14 protein-coding genes are annotated in these 22,061 nt (G+C 41.9%); all 14 read right to left on the bottom strand.

Annotated elements, in window-relative coordinates; all coding sequences use genetic code 11:
- Nucleotides 1–328 precede the first annotated feature (328 nt).
- A complete protein-coding gene (locus DDZ16_RS12900) occupies nucleotides 329–1,390 on the bottom strand; it encodes an energy transducer TonB (RefSeq protein WP_158275666.1) in 1,062 nt (353 codons plus the stop codon).
- A 244-nt stretch (nucleotides 1,391–1,634) separates the two neighbouring features.
- Nucleotides 1,635–2,315: a DUF2461 domain-containing protein gene (locus DDZ16_RS12895; RefSeq protein WP_109264894.1), complete on the bottom strand. Its 681-nt coding sequence runs from the start codon at nucleotides 2,313–2,315 to the stop codon at nucleotides 1,635–1,637.
- A gap of 384 nt (nucleotides 2,316–2,699) precedes the next feature.
- A complete protein-coding gene (locus tag DDZ16_RS12890) occupies nucleotides 2,700–3,491 on the bottom strand; it encodes a 3-keto-disaccharide hydrolase (RefSeq protein ID WP_109264893.1) in 792 nt (263 codons plus the stop codon).
- Nucleotides 3,492–3,511: 20 nt separating this feature from the next.
- Nucleotides 3,512–4,633: a polysaccharide deacetylase family protein gene (locus DDZ16_RS12885; protein ID WP_109264892.1), complete on the bottom strand. Its 1,122-nt coding sequence runs from the start codon at nucleotides 4,631–4,633 to the stop codon at nucleotides 3,512–3,514.
- Nucleotides 4,575–5,459, bottom strand: a complete 885-nt coding sequence (locus DDZ16_RS12880; protein ID WP_109264891.1) for a glucosaminidase domain-containing protein — start codon at nucleotides 5,457–5,459, stop codon at nucleotides 4,575–4,577. Before DDZ16_RS12880 ends, DDZ16_RS12885 begins: the two co-directional genes overlap by 59 nt.
- Before the next feature lie 159 nt (nucleotides 5,460–5,618).
- A complete protein-coding gene (locus DDZ16_RS12875) occupies nucleotides 5,619–6,866 on the bottom strand; it encodes an OmpA family protein (RefSeq protein ID WP_109264890.1) in 1,248 nt (415 codons plus the stop codon).
- Between the two features lie 166 nt (nucleotides 6,867–7,032).
- Entirely contained in the window at nucleotides 7,033–8,637 is a 1,605-nt protein-coding gene (locus DDZ16_RS12870) for an arylsulfatase (protein WP_198416717.1), read from the bottom strand.
- A gap of 504 nt (nucleotides 8,638–9,141) precedes the next feature.
- Entirely contained in the window at nucleotides 9,142–10,512 is a 1,371-nt protein-coding gene (locus DDZ16_RS12865; RefSeq protein WP_109264888.1) for an alpha-L-fucosidase, read from the bottom strand.
- 523 nt (nucleotides 10,513–11,035) lie between these two features.
- A complete protein-coding gene (locus tag DDZ16_RS12860) occupies nucleotides 11,036–11,827 on the bottom strand; it encodes an endonuclease/exonuclease/phosphatase family protein (protein WP_109264887.1) in 792 nt (263 codons plus the stop codon).
- Between the two features lie 11 nt (nucleotides 11,828–11,838).
- Nucleotides 11,839–12,990 (bottom strand): MFS transporter, encoded by a 1,152-nt coding sequence (locus DDZ16_RS12855; RefSeq protein ID WP_109264886.1) that lies wholly within the window; start codon nucleotides 12,988–12,990, stop codon nucleotides 11,839–11,841.
- Nucleotides 12,991–13,336: 346 nt separating this feature from the next.
- Entirely contained in the window at nucleotides 13,337–14,305 is a 969-nt protein-coding gene (locus tag DDZ16_RS12850) for a glycoside hydrolase family 130 protein (RefSeq protein ID WP_109264885.1), read from the bottom strand.
- Nucleotides 14,306–15,247: 942 nt separating this feature from the next.
- Nucleotides 15,248–17,086: a sodium:solute symporter family protein gene (locus DDZ16_RS12845; RefSeq protein WP_109264884.1), complete on the bottom strand. Its 1,839-nt coding sequence runs from the start codon at nucleotides 17,084–17,086 to the stop codon at nucleotides 15,248–15,250.
- Nucleotides 17,087–17,210: 124 nt separating this feature from the next.
- On the bottom strand, nucleotides 17,211–19,574 hold the full coding sequence (locus DDZ16_RS20855; protein WP_198416716.1) for an alpha-L-fucosidase: 2,364 nt from the start codon (nucleotides 19,572–19,574) through the stop codon (nucleotides 17,211–17,213).
- Nucleotides 19,575–19,611: 37 nt separating this feature from the next.
- Nucleotides 19,612–21,843: an alpha-L-fucosidase gene (locus tag DDZ16_RS12835; RefSeq protein ID WP_109264883.1), complete on the bottom strand. Its 2,232-nt coding sequence runs from the start codon at nucleotides 21,841–21,843 to the stop codon at nucleotides 19,612–19,614.
- Between the last annotated feature and the right edge of the window lie 218 nt (nucleotides 21,844–22,061).

Raw genomic sequence — 22,061 nt, 5'->3', positions numbered from 1 at the left:
TATGCAACGCCCTTCACCTAATTTATCACTAAAGCAAAGGGCTTAATATTATCTGAACATCATAAAATTTTGAAGAAATGTGAGCTTTTTGTGAGGTGCAATTCTTCGGTCATTTAACATTTATTATTTCTTTTGTCGACGCTTGAAGTTGATCAGAGTGATGTATAGATAATAAGATTTAAGATATCTTAAGCCAGGCTGCCTCAAAAGTGTAAAAGGCTTAAAGGCTGTCATGTTGAGCGTAGTCGAAACATCTGTTTTTAAAGCGAACAGATTCTTCGACAAGCTCAGAATGACTTCAAATTTGGACTTTTGAGACATCCTGGTTTCACTTAAGAAAAGGAACTGGCACGATCACCTCAGAATCCACGGTTTTTCCATCGGTTTCTCTTGCAGGAACCCACTCAGGCATATCCTTTATAAGCTCTTCAGCCATGCCGTCTAATGTCTCCGAAATCCCCCTGTGAATTTCAATTCTCCTGATCTTCCCGTTGGATTTTACCTCGAATTTTACTTCTACAACACCCTGTTTCGTTTCTTCATCCGGATATTTGACATGAGCGTTGAGATAATTTTTCAGAGCTTTATCCCCGCCGGGGAAAGAGGCTTTTTGCACATATAACTGAGCCGACTCTTTTTCCACATTAGAAAAGCTGGTTCTAACTTTTTGGAAAGCATTTCGTCTGAGATGAGACTCAAAGGTTTGGGCAAAGTATCTATACTTAATCAGAGATTTAACTTTATTGCCACGAAACTCCCTGATAGTCTCGATTAATCCATGGTTGTCATGTTCATATTTTTCACGAATGGGTTCACCTCTCAGTCCAACAGCAATGACTTTTTCCTCTGGCAAACCATTAGCATCGTATTTGATTTTTTCAGAGCTCATGGTAAATCCTTTAGCATGCCTAAGTGTAATATAAACAGGCGATCCATCATCATTAAACCTGGCGATTCTAAAAAATGTAAGCTCATCATCAGGATTTAACTCCCGCGTTTTATAGAGGAATCCCTGGTCGTTAAAGACATTCAGCTTTCTGGCATCCAAGGCTCCATCAGCGGTATATTCGACAGCTTCAATCAATTCCCCGGCAGCATCGTAGTAAAAGGTCTCTTTCCAGGATAAAGATCCATCGGGCTCATAGTAATTCTTTTCCTTCAATTTGCCCTGATCATCATAATGAAAAGTCTCATATTCAGTCATCACCCTGTAAGGATCATACTTTGCGACTTTCAAGGGCTGACCACTTTCGCTCAACCAAAGTACGGTATAATTCACAGGTTGATCAGATTTCAAACCTTTTTCACTTGCATATTCACTTTTAATGATTCCTCTTACTCCCTGCGCCTTCAGCTTAGCGCAATAACTTTTTCGTTGCGCTTTATTCATAAAATCCCTGTTAACCTGAGCCGAAGCCGGAACAAAATATAAACAGAACACCAAAAACAGGAAGAAACGCCTCATAGATAAAAAACTGTTTTCAATATAAACGGCCCTTTCATCTTTTACTTCGAGAAAAATCGCATATCGATGAAATACAGTTCAATTTCTTTAAAGACAATCAGAAAATCCACCTTTTTTACACCAATCGCTGTAAAGGTGTTACTAATGTATCAGATCTGCCAGGGGAAGATTATCTCCGATGTATACCTTCCGAAATAAAACGATACAAATCAGCATGATTGGTAAAAGCTTTTTCCAGTTCTTCTTTTAATCGGGAAGAAAAGAAAAGGTCATCCAGTTGACGGGTAGTATTGACATATAGGTTCTTCTTCTGAATCCATTTCCGAAAGGATTCTGGGTAATCGTTAGAAATGGTTCTTTTGTATTCCTCACCGCCTACCGTAAAATCATCATGGGACTCATAGAAATCCACAATTGGTTTAAAAAGATCAGGCCGTCCATCAATATGGTCACGAATTTTGGCCATGTTGGCCGGAGAGGCACAGTAAAACCCCATTCCAAATTGGTACTCTTCAGGGGTAAAATAGAAATAAAATTCAGGAACATTGCCCCACTCTTTGTTTGGCCGCCGGAAGGAAATCCACAAATCGTTGCGTAAAGGTGTTTTGTCCTTCGAGAAACGGGTATCTCTGTAAATCCGGGAAATGGTTTTATTAATCGCCGGAGTGGTTTCAATAAAAGGATCAATGCTTTTGATACAAACTTCCAGATCGGTGGTCAGATCGCGCATCGGCTGCAAAACATGCGTTTCATAAATATCCCGTCGGGCTTCAAACCATTCTTTATTGTTGTTTAAAGCCAGATCGTTGAGAAATGATATAGTACTGGTAGTAAATCCGTTAAATGCCATTAAAAAGAGATGATTAATTTAAGATGATTAATTCCGGGACCGGTTAATTTATGAACCATATAAAATATTTAAGGCCATTTATGAATGTTTTTGATGCGATTGATGATTTTCATTTAGATGGCAATTTACAAAAAAACGGAACATTGCTCCCCTTTTGTAATTTTGTTTTCAGCAATATTAACCTGTTTTCGTTTGGCTGATGGGCAATAAAAAAACCTACTTTTAAATATGCACTTTCACTACCCCTCTTTTGCAATGAGGGGTCCCAAATTCGTCGTCTGTGACGACATACTTCTTTAATTCTCATATTCTGGTAGTTTTTGATTCGTCAAAGACGAAAAGGCAGACAACCCCTCGTTACAAACGAGGGGCAGGGGATCCATTTCATTTATTAAAAGTATCACTAAGGTCAAGTATTTCAATTTTTCTGAATTCGGTGGGATGACTTTCAGCCTGCAAGGCGATAAAACCTTCATCAATCAATTCACCACTTTCAGATAATTGAGGATGCTGATAAGTAAGTACCGTATCTTGCCCGAGAATGTGATGAATCACTGAATCGCCGTAAACATAGAGCTCAGCAGTCACCCATTGATCGCCAGTGTAAGTCTTTGCATTAGAAGAGATACAGTGTTCGGTTCTCAGTACACCATCAATTTCAACATCAGTTCCGGGTGTACAAACTCCAAAATTGGGACGTTCTTCACCCTCTATTCCGCCCAGCAACTGGGCTTCAATCGACACAGGAAAGTCCTGATTGAGCTCCATGGAATCAGGAGATTGAGCATGAAACATAATGCCATTATTAAGAAAAGCCCATGAAGGACCTCCCTGGAGCTGCTCTCCAACAAACCGGTATTCAACCCTTACTTTGTAATGAGAAAATTTCTCGTTATAAAAGATATGGCCAAAATCATTATTGAAAGTATCGTAATCGGCATAGGAAACTTTCAATAACCCATCCTCAACCCGGAAGGTGTTGTTATAATTTTCATTAAGCTCATGTCCGGCAATCTTGATGGTCCATCCATCCAGATTTTCACCATTAAAGAGGGGTTGCCAGTTTTTAGGGGGTCCGGTTTGGAAGGATGAAATAACTCCGGAAAAAATCACGAGAAATAATACAGGGTCTTTCCATTTAAAAAAGATGTCTCCAATGCGTGTTAATTTTTTCATAGCATATTGTGTGTGATGTTTCACTCTTCAACCTGGGGATTAATCAGAAGTCTGCTGAACCAATGCCACTGCCCGTTTTGATCACGTGTAGTAACGGTAACCAAAGTGCGGCGGCGGTTGGGCGGAACGGTTAAATCAAAGTTGAGTTTTCGCCCCTGTTTGGTAACGCTTTCGTTGGCTGACCTGCCGGCAATAAAGCAATTGAAGGAACCGCCAATTTCTTCATCCGTTAGTGTCACAGAGTATTTTAGAGATTGATTGGCTTTAACAAGAATTGGAATTTGATCTCCGGGCTCAGTTCTCAACGGAAGCATGTTAACTTTGCTTTTGAATTGATCCATATCCACATGAGCACCCGCAACCGGGAACCGGGAGACGGAATAGGGATTAGACCCGTCACTCATAACCCCGGAGTTCTGGGCAAAACTGACTACATAGTCGTGTTTCTTAAGAACATCAATCATATCCTGGGTAAACTCGCCATAAGGATAGACATACGTTTTGGGAATAAATCCCAGATGCTCCTCAAAAAGAGATTCGGCTTTCAACAGATCCTCCTCAAAGGCTTTTGCACGTTTGTCCTTCGGTAAATTCACAAAGTAAGAATGCTTGTGAGAATGACTGCCTATCTCTACTCCTTTGTCTTTAAGCTCTTTTAGTTCCTGCCAGGTTAAGAAATCACTCCATCCTACGCTTTCAGTATTGACAAACAATGTGGCCTTCATGTTGTATTTTTCAAGCAGCGGTAAACCACTCTCCATAAAGGATGCATAACCATCATCGACTGTAATCAATACTTTTTTTCGCTCATTCGTCAAAGCGGCAGTGTCATTCAAAAGCCCACTTACTGTATAAGATTTAAAACTTTCTTCAGAAAGATATTTCAAATGCTTTTCAAATGCAGCAACAGGCGTATTTGTTGAAGGATAGCGATTATCTCCAAACCGGTGATATGCCAGGCAGGTAACGCTATATTTTTTGGATACTTCCTGCCACCCAAATGCTGGATTCTCTGTTTCTGATCCTCCGGAAGCCTTCCCCATGCAGGAAATCAGAAAAGGAAGAAATGCTATCAGCAACCATTCAGGAGTCCAGAAGTTCCTGCCAGTTCTCGTCTTGTTTATCAATCTCAACCAACTCATAATAATCGTATTGTGTGAGTTCATTATATTCAATCATCTGCCTGAGATAAACCACGTAATTCAGGCGTTTTTCTGAATAATTACTCAAATACCAAATCAAACGATAGGGATTTTGAGACTTTTGGCGCGTTTCCCGAAATCCCTTGTAAGCATTTCCTCTGGCTAACACCATCAGGTAGTCATAGACCGATTCAAACAGACTATCGTAGCTTCGCAAATAGATGTTTTGTCCATCTCTGGCCTCTCCGGCTCTTATCCGGTCTTCTTCACTGTTAAACGACCAAACACCATAAACATTATTGGCCTCTCTGAAAAACCTCGAAGTTCCCCATCCACTCTCGATAGCAGCCTGCGCAAGGGTAATACTAACAGGATGTGGCTGCATTCTGTTTATCAGACCCTCCGGGTTTTCAGCATTGAACTCTTCAAGATACTTATTGAGTTCGAGAGTGTCTTCTGAAGAAAAGGTCCCTTCCTCTTTTTTTGCCAATAGGTACTCCACCTCTACCCGTTGAGTTTTAATTTTCTCCTGCGCCAGCAAAATGGAGGGTAGCATCAGATGAATAAACCGTTCTTTTCGTTCATCCACATCCAGTTCCGAAAGATCCGGGACTTGGGTATAGATTACCGGAGAGACAGTGCTATCGGAATGCATCACAATGGAATCAGTTGATTGAGCATCCACCTGTATAAGGGGTTCTCCGGCAGGCTTCTCAGATAACTTAACAATGCCCCAGAGGGCCACTATAAAAACTGCAATAATTCCTGCCAACCTGATGACTTTTGGAGAATTGAGTTTTTTAAAAAGATTTTTCTCTGATGTCATAGATATTGTTTTTCTTAACCGTTTCTACAGGAGAACTGTTAAATTCTACAACGCCTGTAAATCACGATTTTGTTCTTTCCAAGTTAGCAAAAAAAAGGCTCAAACCCCAATTAACGGAATTTAAGCCTTTCGATTTGAAAAGGAAATTGCATTGAATGTTTACATTTTTACAAACTCAACACGTCGATTCTCAGCCTTTCCCTCCGAAGTATCATTAGAAGCAACAGGCTTACTTTCGCCAAAACCTTTAAAAGAAAGTCGGTTTGCATCAACCCCCATTGAGACAAGACGATCCAGAACAGCTTTGGCTCTGGCTTCCGACAACTTTTGATTGAGATCCGGATCCCCATCACTGTCGGTGTATCCTTCTATGGTGAATTTTATTTCCGGATGATCATTCAGAATTTCATAAATTTCATTAATAACCCCCATAGATTCAGGCTTCAGTGTGGATTTCCCGGTATCGAAACGAATGCCGGTGGTCACGATCTTTCCATCCTGAAGAAAACGGTCGTAATATTTCACTCCCCCTTCAGCAATTCTAACATTCTTAATGTAGTATCGGTTATTATCACTTGCATGGTATGTATGCAACGATAAACCTGACGGATCAAATCCCAGGCGGGGAATGTTGATGAGGCGTGTTTCATCAATGTATGCCTTCATCTTTCCTTTGGTGTAAGCAATAGCTATGTGGGCCCATCGGTTACTTATGTCTCCATTATCAGGCAAGCTGCTTATGGCCGGCCTCAGGGACATGGAGTTTCTGTTTATATCCAGAAAGGTGGCTCCTGAAGGGGCACGCTGGTTTTTCCTGTCATAGAAAAGAACCTTGAAATAATTGTTAGGCAAATAAAGATCAAATTCAACAGTAAAGATTTCCGGCAGGTAATCGGTTTCAGAGTTTTTCAGATAAGGAATAATGGTTGGATGGGCTCCTCTGAACATGATGACATTCTCACCGTCAAACCGTGCGTTCTCCACATTCCCGGCTACCAGGTCCCATCGAGAAGGAAACTCTCCATTCTCTTCTCCCTCAAGATTGTCCTCGAAAATTATTTTATCTCCTGGCACAAAATCATATTTCGACCAGACTAACTCATGGGAAGGTTGATCTTTGGGCATGGATTCAGATGTTTTAGCCACATTAGTTTGAATGGTTTCTTTTTCCGGCTCAGGCTGACTTTCCTCTTTTTTTTCTTTCTTTTTTTTCTTCTTAAACAACCCCCCCAGGCCTTCTTCAATTTTATCAAGCCCCTTGTCAATTCCCTTGTCAACCTTTTTGTCAACACGTTCTTCTGCTTCCTCTTCAGTTTTTTTCTTTGGATCTTCAATCTGACCGTAACAGGGTGCAATTACCCCCAAAAACATCCCTGTAACAAACAAAATAACCAACAGCTTTTTCATGGCTTAAAGCTTTATGATTAATGTATAAGTTCAGTAAGGTATACCGATAAGCAACCTGATAGTGGCTCCCAGCTTCCCGAATGTATTTAATACGGGATTGAGAGAGGGTCACACCCAAAACGATGTTATAATTTATTCCAAATTATCTCTTTTGTAAAGTAAAAAATCACCTTGGCACATAGCTTTCCTGCATAATCTCACGCCATTCTCCGGCTGAATATCCGTCAACATCAGGATAATTGGGACTGTAAAGCAGTGTTTTCTCACGCTGAACCAATTCTCCATCTTTTACAAAGCCTTCTCCGCGCTCCTTGAGGTGATCGACCATATGACTGCGCCACTTTTTAAGTTCTTCGGTCCAGGATGCGTCACCGGACAGGTCTGTCAATTCTCCCGGATCATTTTCCAAATCAAACAGCTGTTCTTCCCCCGACCTGAAAAACCAGATGTACTTGATGTGACCGTCGGTCAGTGCACACCAGTAATTATCGCCGCTGTAAGCAGTCGCATGTTCCATATCAATGTATGGGCGCCATTCTGCTTTCGGATTTCTGATAAGCGAGAGCAAGGACATACCATCCATTTCTTCCGGAATTTCTCCCCCGGCAGCATCCAAAAATGTGGGCAGAAAGTCTCTTAACTCAACGGGATTTTGCAAACTTTCTCCCCTTTTCAAAGCTCCCTTCATTCTGCGGGGCCATTTCATAATAAAAGGTACATGCGTTGAGCCTTCATAGGCATAAGTCTTACGCCAGTGATGATGGTCGCCCAGCATATCCCCGTGATCAGAAAAAAAGCATATAACGGCATTGTCGTACATACCTTTTGCTTTAAGGGTTTCAATAATGCGTCCTACTTCATCATCGATAAAAGTGATATTGGCATAATAATGCCTGCGGGATTTTATGGCATGTTTCTCTCCAAAATCCCCAAATGCAGCATCCTTGCTTTCAGGAAATTCAGAAAATTTATCGGCCCACTCGCCGATTACAGGGGCCGGAACATCCACATCATTGTACATCTCCAGGTACCTGGCAGGCGGGTCATACGGACTGTGGGGCCTGGCAAAACTGACCTTCAGAAAAAGCGGATTATCCAGCTCATAATTATTGATAAAATCAATGGCTGTTTGCCCTGTCCAATGCGTGGGATGAAGTTCTTCGGGTAATTGATAGGTTCCGGCACGATGCTCATTCCAGCCGATGCCTGTCTCGTCCGGATCTTTCCCCGGGGCATTCAGCTTAAACCAGTCGCGGTAATCACTTAGAAAGCCGTCCTGTTCAATTCTTCCGCTTTCATCCACAAGTATCCCGTTAAAACCATGTAAAGCCTTTTGAGGAAACCAATGCATTTTCCCTATTCCATACCGGTAATACCCAAGTTCTCCCAGCATAGCAGGCATTTCGTATTTATATTTTCGAGCGACACGGCCATATCCAAGCATCCCATGATTCCAGGGAGACATACCTGTCAAAAGCCCGGCCCTTGCCGGGGTACAACTCGGTGTAGACACATAACCGTTTACGAAATTCACCCCATCTCGAGCAATAGCATCAATGTTGGGCGTTTCAATGGCTTCATTTCCCGCACAACCAAGAGCATCGCCCCTCTGCTGATCGGTCATAATCATTATAATATGAGGCTTATCCGGTGCTGTTGCACCAGTTGTTTTTTCCGACTTTTCAGATCGGTTTGTGCATCCTCCCATCAACGATATTGTCAGAATCAATAATGGGAGGATTGTTTGGAGAATTAATCTGGACTTTTTCATATTTTAAGAATTTACTTTCTTTCCTTGTTTGAGCCTCTGTTGAAGGCTAATTTCCTGGCAGGCTAAACGACAGCGCCCCGCGGACAATTCATTTTTTTCTTTTTATCAGGATTGAAATCCTGGGCAATGGAAACGCGGATTGCCGCTCGGCTTCGCCGCTTTACATGTAATGGAAACCGTGTTAGCAGGCGAAAAATGTTTTGATTTTCTTCACGGAATTTGACTGATGCGAATTCAAGCCCGCTACTTTCTGATTATACTCAAAAGTCTTAATAATACACGCCTACTTAAACAAACATTTAAATTTAACCGGACATCAATGTTTTTAAAAATTGGCTTTTTATACTGTTTGAAATCTCTGCCAGGGGGGATTTCATCCCTAGTACCCAGACTTACTTTTCTTCCCCTGTTTAAAAAGCAAGCAAAGAAAATCAAGACCGTACTGCTTCTCTTTAAAAACTTTGCGTCATTGCGCCTTTGCGTTTAAACTTTTTATTCCATTTATCATTTCAAAAACAATTCAATAACCGGAATTTCTTCGTTGGGTTTATTGACGGGCAGAACCACATTTAAGTCTCCTTCGGGCAGTTCCTCCCTCGCCCAGTGCCCTACTGGTTTTGTAAAGCGAATTTCTGAAGCATCATGCAGGAATTGAGCATATTCGACTTTACCACTGTAGCCGGGCAGACGGAAATTTTGTAACGGATACTCCAGCAAATGGATATACAAGCGATTTTTTTCAGGATTGTAGGTCAACAAACAATTATCAGGCACTTCAAACTCTTCGGGGGCCTGGGTGCAGCCATAGATTGAGCGACTGTTAATTTTCATCCATTCACCCATAGAAGCCAAAGCTTTGTTGGCACGATAATCGAAGTTGCCTCTTCCGGTAGGCCCCACATTAAGGAGCAGATTCCCTCCCTTACTGACTGATTCGATCAGCAAAACCAATAATTGTCGTGTATTTTTCCAGGTATGCTCATCTCTGAAGTATCCCCATGAACCGCTGAAGGTCTGGCAAGTTTCCCAGGGAATTTTTTCACCATCAACAGTAGGCCATTTGGAAACTTTGAATTGTTCCGGTGTGGTAAAATCCCAGCCACCGGGAACATCTTTCAAATCCAGTCGATCGTTGATTATGATGCCAGGCTGAAGATTACGCACCATATTCATCAGCTTTTCCGAATCCCAGTCTTCATGATCCTTTCCGTGCTTACCCGGAAAAGAGTAATCGAGCCAGAGAATATCAATTTCCCCATAATTGGTCATCAACTCCCGAACCTGATTATGCAGGTATTCGCGATAAATGTCCATATCCCGATCTTTGTTTATGGCTTTATACTCTTTGTCACTTCCGGCCCTTTGAGGATGAATACGGTCTACAGTATAGTGGGGATGGTGCCAGTCTATCAGGGAATAATAAAACCCTACTTTTAAGCCTTCAGCGCGCAGCGCTTCTACATATTCTTTTATAAGATCCCGGCCTATCGGGGCATTGGTAGCTTTATAATCTGTAAACTCTGAATCGAACAAGCAAAACCCTTCGTGGTGCTTAGCCGTCAACACCACATATTTCATTCCTGCCTCTTTGGCTTTACGAGCCCATTCGGCAGGATCATAAAGATCTGGATTGAAATGGTCAAAGTACTTTTGGTAGGATTCATTGTCCATCCTCTCGTACATTTTCACCCATTCGTGGCGGGCGGCCAAAGAATAGAGCCCCCAGTGGACAAACATTCCAAAGCGGTCGTGTGTCCACCAGGCCATGCGTTCCTGTTTCTCTTCAGATGTTTCTGTCCAGCCCGCAGTTTGTGCTTTGAGCATTGATGGTACCAATATCAGCACAGAAAGAATTAGTAATACGATTTTTTTCATAGTTCAGAATTTTGTTAAGCTTAATATGTGTAATTAGAGATTGCCTCTAAACCGAAGCAATCTCTAATTATAAAAAACGCTACTTTCAACTACAGCTAAAATTAATTAGGTACTGCTGAAAAAGTCAACAGCTTCCTTTATTATTTCATTTTTCAATGTTCTTTTTGGCATTGCCCCAAAAAGAACCAAAAAGGTCTAGTCCGTTTAAACCTATCACCCCGCAAAAACCAAAATTTCCGGCCTAAGTCGCCCATTTTGGTTTTTCGCAAACCGCCGGTCCGGAAAACGGACAGGCCAACGCGCCGTTTGAATACTAACATCTTAGCTGATTTGAACCATTCATATATAACAAAAAATCACTAAAATATGCTATGATAAAATTTATTGGCGCAAGGTTATTGATGTAAATCCTGTTATAACCTTGCAATTTTTGCTAATATTTAAATTACTAAACATTATTCAGCAGGCCCTAATCACAACTCTTTCATAATATAGTCTCTGCGTTCAGGCTTTTTTTAACGGACTATTTCAACGACAGAGTTACCAATACCGGCATATGATCAGAGGCATTATTTCTGATCACTTTCACATCCTTTACAATCCAGTTGGTATTTTGGGATATAAAGATGTAGTCGATTCTCTGTTCAGGTGCATGAAAAGGAATGGTATTTTCAGGATTGCCCTTGATTTTTGCCGCATCATCAAAACACTTTGCCAGAATTTTGTAAGGTTTGGTTCCGGGCTGAAAATTAAAATCACCCCCCAGAATTACAGCGGCATCTGAATGCTTGTAAATTTGACAAATAGCTTTTGATTGGGCTTTCCTGTTTTTATCGAACTGATGACACAGGTGTGTGCCTGCAAAAATAATTGTTTCGCCATTGGACTTTTGATATTTGACCTGAATAAGGGCTCTTCCCTCTCCGCCTTCAGGAATGTGAAGTTCGTGGACTTTGTACGAAAGTTCTTCCTTTGACAATATTCCTTCCCCATATCCTCCGTTACTAAAATCGATGGCCTTCCCAAAATAGCCGTACATCCCGGTCATTTCAGCCAATTTCGCCACCTGATTGAACGGTGTTCCTTCGTTCAGCCCGGCTGAGCGATTGGTCATACTATCGACCTCCTGCAAAGCCACAAAATCGGGTTTATATCGATTGATGACTTTTGCCACCTCTTCAAGGTTGCTCTTACCCGGATTGTAGTTTTGCTCACCATGGTAGATGTTAAAAGTCATCACTTTCAACTCCTGCGCTTGCAAAAACCTTCCGGAGATAAGAACAATTACTACCAGGATTAAAAATCTCACCTTCATCACAAAAAAGATTACTTGTTAATTTTTACCAATATGGAAGTGGCCATAAGGTAGCCCATGGCGACAAGAAGCACCAGCAAACCACCTACCTGACCAATGGCATCAGAAGCAATTCCCATCACCGGAGGTAACACAGCACCACCTGCAACACCCATAATCATTAATCCGGAAATTTCGTTACCTCTCTCAGGTCGTTTCTGGAGAGCCATAGAGAAAATGATGGAGAAAATATTGGCCAAAGCAAAACCTATTACTGCCACCATGGCAAAAATCATAACAGCACCCTGACTAAAGATCAAAACAACCATTGCCCCAATGGCAACCACCATGCTTATTTTAAAGAACTTCATGGCATTAAATTTGGCCAGCAAGATAGCTCCAATCAGTGCCCCTGCAGTTCTGGCAGCAAAATAAAGGCTGGTACCCAGGCCTGCTTCTTCCAGAGGCAAACCGGTACGGGCCATCAAAAACTTGGGAGTGGCCATGTTCATACCCACATCAACTCCTACCACAAACAAAATTCCGAGGAAGAGCAGCAAAATGGTCTTGTCTTTGAGCAAACCAAAAGCCTCACCAAAAGAAGTCGTTTCCTCTACCCTCTCATCCCGGGGTATGGGGGTAAGCAGCAACCAAAGCGAAGAAAGTAAAGTGATTCCGGCAAAAACAGGAAACAACATCTTCCAGCTACCCAGCGAAACTGCAGCAAAACCGGCAATAATGGGCCCCAGAAATGAAGCAATGGCTTTCAGAAATTGTCCAAGGGTTAATCGACTCGTTAGCTGATCCTGAGATACCACATTAGAAACCAAAGGATTAAGTGACACCTGCAGTATTGTATTACCTATTCCCAGCAAGGCAAAGGCCACTAAAACAACCACATAGTCATAAGCCACTAACGGAACAAGCATGGCAATAAAAGTAACCACCATACTCAAGAGCACTGTATTTTTCCGCCCGATTTTGTTCATCAACATTCCTGTAGGCACTGAAAACACAGCAAACCAAAGAAATACCATCATTGGCAACAAATTGGCTATTGAATCGCTTAACTGGAAGTCCTTTTGAACATAACTTGTCGAGATGCCTACGACATCCACAAATCCCATGATGAAGAATCCGAAAAGGACAGGTAATACTTTTGCTAGAGAAGTTTTTTTAGTCATACAATAGATGTTTAGAAGATAGATGTTAGACGTTAGATGTTAGATAACAATACTCCGTTATCCCGATGGATCGGGATTGCAATGCGCTGCAAGCCAGCAATTTGTATTTATAGGTTTTTGTTTGTTAAAATACAGAATATCAAGATTGTACGAATCATCTTATATCTAAAAATCTAACGATCTATTGAGATAATAGATATTTCATATAATACTGATTTTCTGCCCTTCAACGCACAAAACCTTTGGGTCGTAAACAATTGTACAAAAATCAGCACATTCTCAAATCATCGGAATAGCAGACTATTGTCATCGAAACGTATTTAAGTTTTTTAAAGCTGATTAATGATTACAGGGTATTATTTTTTGTGAAATCCAGAATTTCATTCAGATAACCAAAAGCAAGTCCGATAACAGTATCGGCAGCACCATAATACACAGACACTCTTTCCCCATCTGTAAGGGCCGCGCAAGGGAAAATAACATTAGGCACATCACCTGTCATTTCATAAAGTTCGGCAGGTGCAAGCAAATAGGGTTTGGTACGATACCGCACTTTAGATGGGTTTTCTTTATCGAGGATAGCAGCTCCCATAGAATAGCGAAACCCCCTGCAGGTATTAATCACTCCGTGATAAAACATCAGCCATCCCTCATCGGTCAGAATAGGTGCTGACCCCGCCCCTATTTTAGTACATTGCCAGGCGCTGTCTGTAAAGTCGGCCACCTTCATCACACAGCGATGCTCCCCCCAGTATTTCATATCGGGGCTGTAACTGATGTAAATGTCTCCAAAAGGCGTATGCCCGTTATCGCTGGGACGGCTAAGCATGGCATAACGTCCGTTAATTTTTTCAGGAAACAAAACCCCGTTGCGGTTGAATGGCAAAAATGCATTTTCGCACTGGTAGAAATCTATGAAATCGAAAGTATAGGCGATACCGATGGTAGGTCCGTGATAACCGTTGCACCAGGTCACCCAGTAACGATCCTCAATAAATACCACCCGTGGATCATACTTGTAATCCGACTCAATCATGTCGGTATTTCCGGCTTTCATTTCAATAGGCTTGTGGTTGATTTCCCAGTTGATGCCATCCTTACTAAAGCCGGCATAGATATTCATCTGAACGGCTGTATTGTCTGAGCGAAACACACCGGCATAACCTTCTCCAAACGGCACTACTGCACTGTTAAATATGCTGTTGGACCCGGGGATATCGTATCTTCCCACAATGGGGTTTTTGGAGTATCGCCACATTACTTCTTTCGATGCCTCGGGACGGGCATCCCAGGGAATTGAAATTGTATTTGTCATGATTTAGATGTTAGATGTTTAATAGATGGTTAGATGTTAGACATTAGATAATCTTAGAACTGATTATTTCACTAAGTACATTTATCCAATTTAAGTTACTAATAATCAACCACCCAAGTTAATTTAAAATATATTTAAAATCACTATCATCCAGTAAAGCAACTGAATTAAAAGCCAATAGATAAACATATACGCGTAATAGCATGAAAATAAAGACTTTTTATTTTTAAAATTGCGATAAGGAACCTAACATACCACCGGATTTAATTTCTAATATGACTGGAGCCTTTATTTATATTTGCTCTATAAAATTAACCACTACTGACCGGCTATAATTTGTTATTAAATCATAACTGTCAAACAGATCGCATCCCTACGGGACTTGTTTTTTTGTCATCAAAAAATTCTACCGACATTGCAGCCCTAACGGGCCTTTGTTCCTTTTAATAACCAAATTCCGAAATTTAAAAAATGAACTTCTTCACCTTTAATAAAGTCCCGGAGGGACGGAATATTGGTAGAAAGAGCCTTAATAACATAAATGAGTGCCGTAGGTACGCAATAAATATAGCGGCCATCCGGGACTTTTTTGGATTGTTAAGGCATTCTCCTTTTCTACCGAAAGTTTGTCCTTAACAGGACTGAAACATTAGTGTCATGTCAAACATAATCTGACGGCCCAAGCCTTGCTCTTTTTATCTTGTGCTTCTCAAAAAAAGACTCACGTAGCTAGGGCTATGCTTACTTTTTTGTTGATTCACACAAGTTGAAAAACAGCGGCGGCTTAACCGACATCCTACACTTGATTTGACACTGGAAGTAAAAAGATGAATAAGATCAACAAATAAATTCCGTACGAACGAAATAAAATTTTTATAAGTTACCAGTGTGAATTTTTAAAAGTCATTTCATGAATCATAAACTGATTCGTTAATCAGCTTCTTATTCTATATTTTTAATATGATCGTACCACGTAAACTTCAATATTGCGGAGGTGCCAACCAGAATACCGAGAGTAATCCAGGTAGATTGATATTCCCCTGAGAGCAGGTAAAGCGGTAAAACAACCATTGACATCTGCCATGTGATGCCCACCAGAACGTTGAAACTATCGCGTTTGAAATCCTTATTGGGGACAAACGAAGGATCATCTTTCATCACCTCTCTTTTTACAGGCTCCCAAAATCCCCAGGGACGGGTTTGCTTGTAAAATTTCCTGAGGGTTTCCATGCTCTCAGGTTTGGTTAAAAGCGTTCCAAAAACTGAGGCAGACATGGAGATCAGCAATGTTATCGGAAACATATAGATATCAATGGCCCCGGGAACAAAAATCCGGAAAGTAGGCGGAACAACAATGGATGCCACCAGACCACCCACCATACCATAGAAGTAGCCCATGCCATTAAAACGCCACCAAATCCATTTCAGAACATTAGCGGCCGCATAACCACCATAAAGAGAAGAGGTAATCCACAGTGTCAGACTATTAAGAGATTTGGCAAATAACCCAAATGCCAGGCCGATAATGACGAGTATCAAACTAGACATATAACTGTAGCGAACAAGTTTCTTGTTAGAAGCCCCGGGGTTCAAATATTTCTTGTACAGGTCGTTGATCAGATATGCCGGAGCAGCATTGATAAAAGCTGCAAAAGTACCCATGAAAGCCGCCAGTAAACCTGCCAGCAAAATTCCTTTTATTCCCACCGGAATGAACTCCTGAATGGCCATGGGCAAGACCATTTCAAAGTCTATATCGGCCCCCATTTTCATCAGTTCCGGTTTAAGGTATACCAGACCAAGCACAGCAAGCCCTCCAATCATCAGGTATCTTGGAATAAAAAGTGCCAGGGAGGTAATACCACTCATTTTGGCTGCTTCGGCAGGGGTACGAGTGGAGAGAATACGCTGCATGTCATAACTGGGTACCGGTCCGGCCAGACTGGCAAAAACACCTTTTAAAATCATCATCATCAAAAGCATGCCAAACATCTCATACCCATCCTGTCCGATTTTATCATTCAACTCGGGAAATATTCCCGACCAGTCGAGACTCAAATTCCATTCAGGCCACAGGTTTGTCCAACCATCAGGTGTGGCAGCTGCTACCTGCTCAGGCGTAACCTGGTTAAAGGCTATGATGCCAATAGCCACACAGGCCACTGTCATTATTAAAAACTGAAGCACCTCGGTACTTACTACACTGTACATACCGCCTTTCATTGTATAGACAGTGGTAATGGCGATTATAATCAGTGCATAAACCTGGGCTGATGTCAGATGCAACCCCATGATCGTGGTGGAAAGATCCCAGGTAAAGAAGGTGGTGGCAAATTTTCCGATGCCCTCTACAAAATAGGCGATAAAACCGATTACACTTACCACCGCAAAAAGCACAACTATTATGTGCGACAACCGTCCTCCTTTGCCATCTCCAAACCGGAATGTAATCCACTGAGCACCCGTCATTACATTAGAACGCCGCATCCATATAGCCAAAAAGACCATTACAAAAATTTGATTCCAGACCGGCCACAACCATGGTATCCAGGCACTTTTTAAACCATAAACAAAAACAATGGTTACGGTCCACATGGTTCCGGATATGTCGAACATGCCCGAAGCATTGGAAAGTCCCAGGTAGTACCATTTTATTTTATTCCCTCCCAGAAAATAGGCTTCAAGATTTTTTGAGGCTTTTTTGGACAGCCAAAACCCGATAAAAAGCGTAAGCACCAGGTAGGCCAGGACAATCCCGATATCGATAAAGGAAAAATTCATTCCGTTCTTTTTGTAATTTTTAAATTAAGCCAATTTAGTTTTGTCAAAATTAGAAAAAAGAAAAGAACAAAGAACATCTTGAAGAGATAAAAATTGACATTTTTTCACTTTGAACAATCAATTTTTAGTCCACCCGATAAACCGAAAATTTCTTTATCTGAGGTACTCCGTCGCTTTCGGTAACTCTTAATCTCAGTTTTGAACATTTCACATCATCAAACATCTGAATACGTTTGTGACCAATTGATTCACCGGAGCAGATGATTTGCCATCCTTTTTTGGTTTTCATTTCTACCAAATATTCCCGGATTCGCTCCCCTTTTCTAATCTCCTCCTGAATAATAACATGGTTGATCACCTCAGCGGGGTTCAGTTCCATTTCAAGCGTTTGGCCAACCCCACTCTTTGAAGCTATGGGATTTGAGAATCGACGTTGAATCTCTGCTCTCCACTCCTTCAATCTGGCAACATCAACTTCCGGCAAAAGTCCGTCAGGATCAGGCGTTAATCCCATAATTAAAGTGGAATTTCGACCTACTGATTTATAATACATATCCATAAGGTTATCCAACGGAAAAACATGGGCTTCATCCCCCGGTTCCCAAAACCATTCATGCCGGCCATTATAGCCGCGAAGAGGGGCATCACTCATGGCCGGCATCCAATAATTTCCATCCGGATCGCCATGTTTAAGCAATTCCATTCTCTCTTTTTGAGTATCTCCGGCATGTGAATAAAAATTGGGAAAAGTTGCCCAGCACGGATAAGGAACAGTTCCTGATTCGGAACCACCCCAACGCACTTCTGCCAACTGTTTATTGTGATAAAAAAGGCAATTGGGCTGATATTTCAGGACAATGGGAAGAACATCAGGAGCCCCGTTATCAGGATGATCGGCACCACCATCAAACCAGATCTCAAACAATTCACCATAGTTGGTACAAACCTCCTTCACCATTCCTTCCACCATCTCATTATACCACCTTTGCCTGTTTTCACGGAAATCTCCGGTACCATCAACCTTAAAATCGTGGACTCCGAGAAATGAGTTCCATCGAATCCCAAGATAAATACCCGGTTTAATTCCATATTTACGGCAGGAATTCACAAAATCCCTGACAATATCCCCTTTCCCATCCCGATAATTAAGGGCTTTCATACAGTAAGGATTAACTTCAGACTGGTAAAGGGCAAATCCCGTTTCATGAGTAGCGGTGAGAATCGCAAAAGTAAACCCGGCATCTTTAATGGCTTTAATCCACTGATCGGTATCCAAACTTTGGGGATTGAAAACCTGATAATCGTTTACAGGATTCACCCGGTTACTGTGTTGATTATATTTTTCACCGTCAAAAACATGCAGGTCGTAATGAAATACTGCTCCCAGTTCAGCTTCCTGCCAGGCAATTTGCCGCTCATTGGGCAAAGGACGAGTCTGTTTTCTCACTGGCAGGAAAACAATGTATGCGTCGTTACCTTCCTTAACCGCCAGACTAAGCATTTCAGGCTCTCCGCCTTCAGTGTAAACAAATGGCCGCTCCAACCTGTCGGGAGAAATCTGGTCTCCATTTTTGAACTTTAAAGTTTTAGGCATAAGAGCATATTCTGTTGCCTTTTCCCAATCAATTCCGTTGGGAGAACTAACCATCCCAATGAAAGAGTGTGCATGAAAAACGCCGTAAAAACGGTCACGGCCGGAGTCATACCACATCGACATATCCTCAGTATCGAGATAATCAATTACCGGTTGATCATGCATCTTGAATGGTCCGGCCGGATCATCAGCAACTGCTATCGCCTGATTCCGGATAAACCTTTTCTCATTGGGCTTATCACCTTTTACAATTAAATAGTAGCGATTATCATTACCTCGTGCGATAGCCGGATTAACTGTTATTGTAGTGATGGGTCCGGATGGTTCAATCAACGGCTGGTCCATTCTTTTCCATGGCCCGTTTATGGATTCAGCAACAGCCACCCCTGTTCTTTGATTGGGACGAAGTTGCTTTTTCCAGTTGGGGTGACTGTATCCCTCTCGCGCAGTTTCAATCAATTCTTCTTCTGTAAAATCTTCATTTCCCATATTAGTGGAAACATAATAGAGATAGTATTTCCCTTCAAACTTTTTGATTTTGGGATTATGGGCAGTTATAGCATCCCAATGACCTTTTCCCCGTCCCTTTAAAACCGTCTCCTTGTATTTCCATGGCCCTTCAGGATGATCTGATACAGCATGTGCCACTTCTGAATGCGTTAACCAACTTAAAAAAGTATATTCCTTTGGCCATCTGGAATAAAACAGGTGATATTTCCCATCATCGCCCTTAATCACAGAGGAACACCAGTTGAAATAGCCTTCGGTTTTAAAAACATTTTTCTGGTCCAAAGGCTGCAACCGATCCTTGAAGAAAAGAGGATTCTGATCAGGCTGAGCCATACCCTTTTGGCTCAGCAACGCTAAAATACATATAAAGAAAAGACGTTTCATGATATTAAAATTCTAATGCTGAAGAGTTACAAAAAAATTAATCAAGCGGTGGTAGAATCTCCAATTCGGCTATCCCTGTTTTTTGTCTTTGACCTGGTCCTTTTAAGGCTGAAAAGCGGATATAAGCCGTCTCAACCTTTGTATCAAATAAAACAACCCGGGGAGAAGGATCATTGACAATGTTTCCAAAGCGTGCCTCCTTAATGGTTTTCCAGACCTTACCGTCGTTACTGATTTCAACCTTATATGATTCTATGTAGGCACCGTCTCGATTGGCCGGAACATATTTGAAGCCACCTATCTCTTTGGGTTGCCCCAGTTCAATAGTCAGCCATGCAGCCCCCCCCTCATACACCCAGGAAGAATAGTAATTACCATCAATAACAACTTGAGGATCCTGACCTTCTATCGCTGGCGCTTTAATCGCAAAATCATCAGCCGACATCCCGATGTATTGTTCATTAACTGCCCCTCCCTGCTCGCCTACAATGGCTTTGGCTTTCAGATAACCACCCGAAGGTAGCGCAAACGGCTTTTCATACCTGATGGAAGACACAGTCGGTTCAGATCCATCCAGTGTGTAATAGATGGGTTGAGAAAGGTCCGTTTCTCCATGGTTTTTCCAGGAAAAGCTCGTTCCAACACCCAACTCTATTTTTCCATCTTTGTTTTTGCGGATAACCACCGGTTTGGGTGGTTCATCGTAATAATGAACCGACACCTCTGAAATGCAAGGAGTCGCCCTTGATTTTGAGATGATCAGTCTCAAAGCATCAGTGATCACAGCAGGAAAGCGAAGAATTCTTTTGTGACCGATCGTTTGACCCTCGGCTACTTGCACCCATTCTCCATCCAATCTGGCCTCAAGAATATGTTTTTCAACCCTTTCACCACGCCTGGCAATAGCTTCCCGAACAACGAAACGATTAACAGAAACCTCCTCATCCAGCTGAATTTCCAGAGCATCATTTTCATAGGAAGGACTCCACCATGTAGAAGCGTTTTGATCGGTTACACGCCCATTCATGGATTTTTTTTCAAATGGAATTTGGGCACCATATACCTCACTAATTTTCCGGCCTACATCCTTCAACACCTTAGCATCCCGACTCGAAAACTGTCCTTTGGGATTGGGGGGAATGTTCAGCAGAAAGATACTATTCCCTCCAACTGATCGCTCATAAATATCAAAAACATCATCAGCACTACGAACCTGCTGTTCATCGTCGTTGCGCCAAAACCAGCCATGACGAATAGAAGTATTGGTTTCGACCGGCAAATAATGAAAGTATTCCGTATCCTCAGTGATATTTTCGCGACCTGCGATGTTCTCATCAGTCATATCGGGCCAATCAAATTCGGAAGGTGAAACAGGCAGCGGCACCACATTGTATTCTGCCTCACGGGTAGCTCCGGCTTCGTTTCCACACCACCGCGCATCAGGACCTTTCCCAAAAATTACGGCATCAGGAGCCAATGTACGAATGAGATCAAACCAGGCCTCATAGTTATAGGTCTGCCCGGTTCCCGGTTTGGGATTGGCACCATCAAACCAAACTTCGTAAATGGGGCCATATTCGGTCAGCAACTCAAAAAGCTGGTTTAAGAAATATTCATTGTAGTCATCCACCTGACAGGTAAAAGAACGCTGATCTTCAAATGGTCTGTCTTCCACATTCCGAGGGATGGTTCTTTCGGTGAATTTGCTGCCATTTCCATAGTATCCTTCCTCCGACTCAATCTGATAAAGATCGGCAGGTGAAAGATAGACACCCACTCTAAGGCCATACTTTTCGGCCGATTGAACCAACTCGCGCAATACATCACCTTCTCCGCTTTTCCATGGAGATGAAGCTACCGAATGGTTGGTATATCTGGTTTGCCATAAACAATAACCATCGTGATGTTTCACAACCATAATAACCCGTTTCATGCCTGCCTCCTTCATCAGCCGGCACCATTGATCTGTGTCCAGATCTCCCGGATTGAACAAGGCAGCATCTTCGTCTCCTGTTCCCCACTCCCGTCCGGTATAAGTATTGGGTCCATAATGGATGAAACCAAAAAACTCATCATTGAACCATTTTACCTGTCGAGAATGGGGCAAAACTCGAGTGGAAAGCTCCACTATTTCTTCCTTCGAAGCATTCGGGGGAATTTCCACGGATTGTGTAAAATATTGTTCCGATGTTTGATTACAGGATAAGAAAAGAAAGAATGCTAAAACAATGAGGCAAACGCTCTTAATTAAATTAATGCCGGATTTCATAATAACACATTTAGTACGCGATGGAAAACACGATTTTTATTAATCATTAATTTTTCAGTCCCCACGATTCAGGACCGTAAGCAAGGATGTATCAAGGCAGAGGTTCATCTCGTTGCATTGAATTAAGACATCTATCAAAATTAAGAGAAAACCCTAAGAAAGAATATATCTAAAACCAACATATGTGTATCTGAAAGGTGAGAGAAAAGCAGTACTAT

Source organism: Marinilabilia rubra, assembly GCF_003121985.1.
Taxonomy (GTDB): Bacteria; Bacteroidota; Bacteroidia; order Bacteroidales; family Marinilabiliaceae; genus Marinilabilia; species Marinilabilia rubra.
The sequence above is the reverse complement of the archived record's forward strand: the minus strand, read 5'-3'. Positions and strand labels throughout refer to the sequence as shown.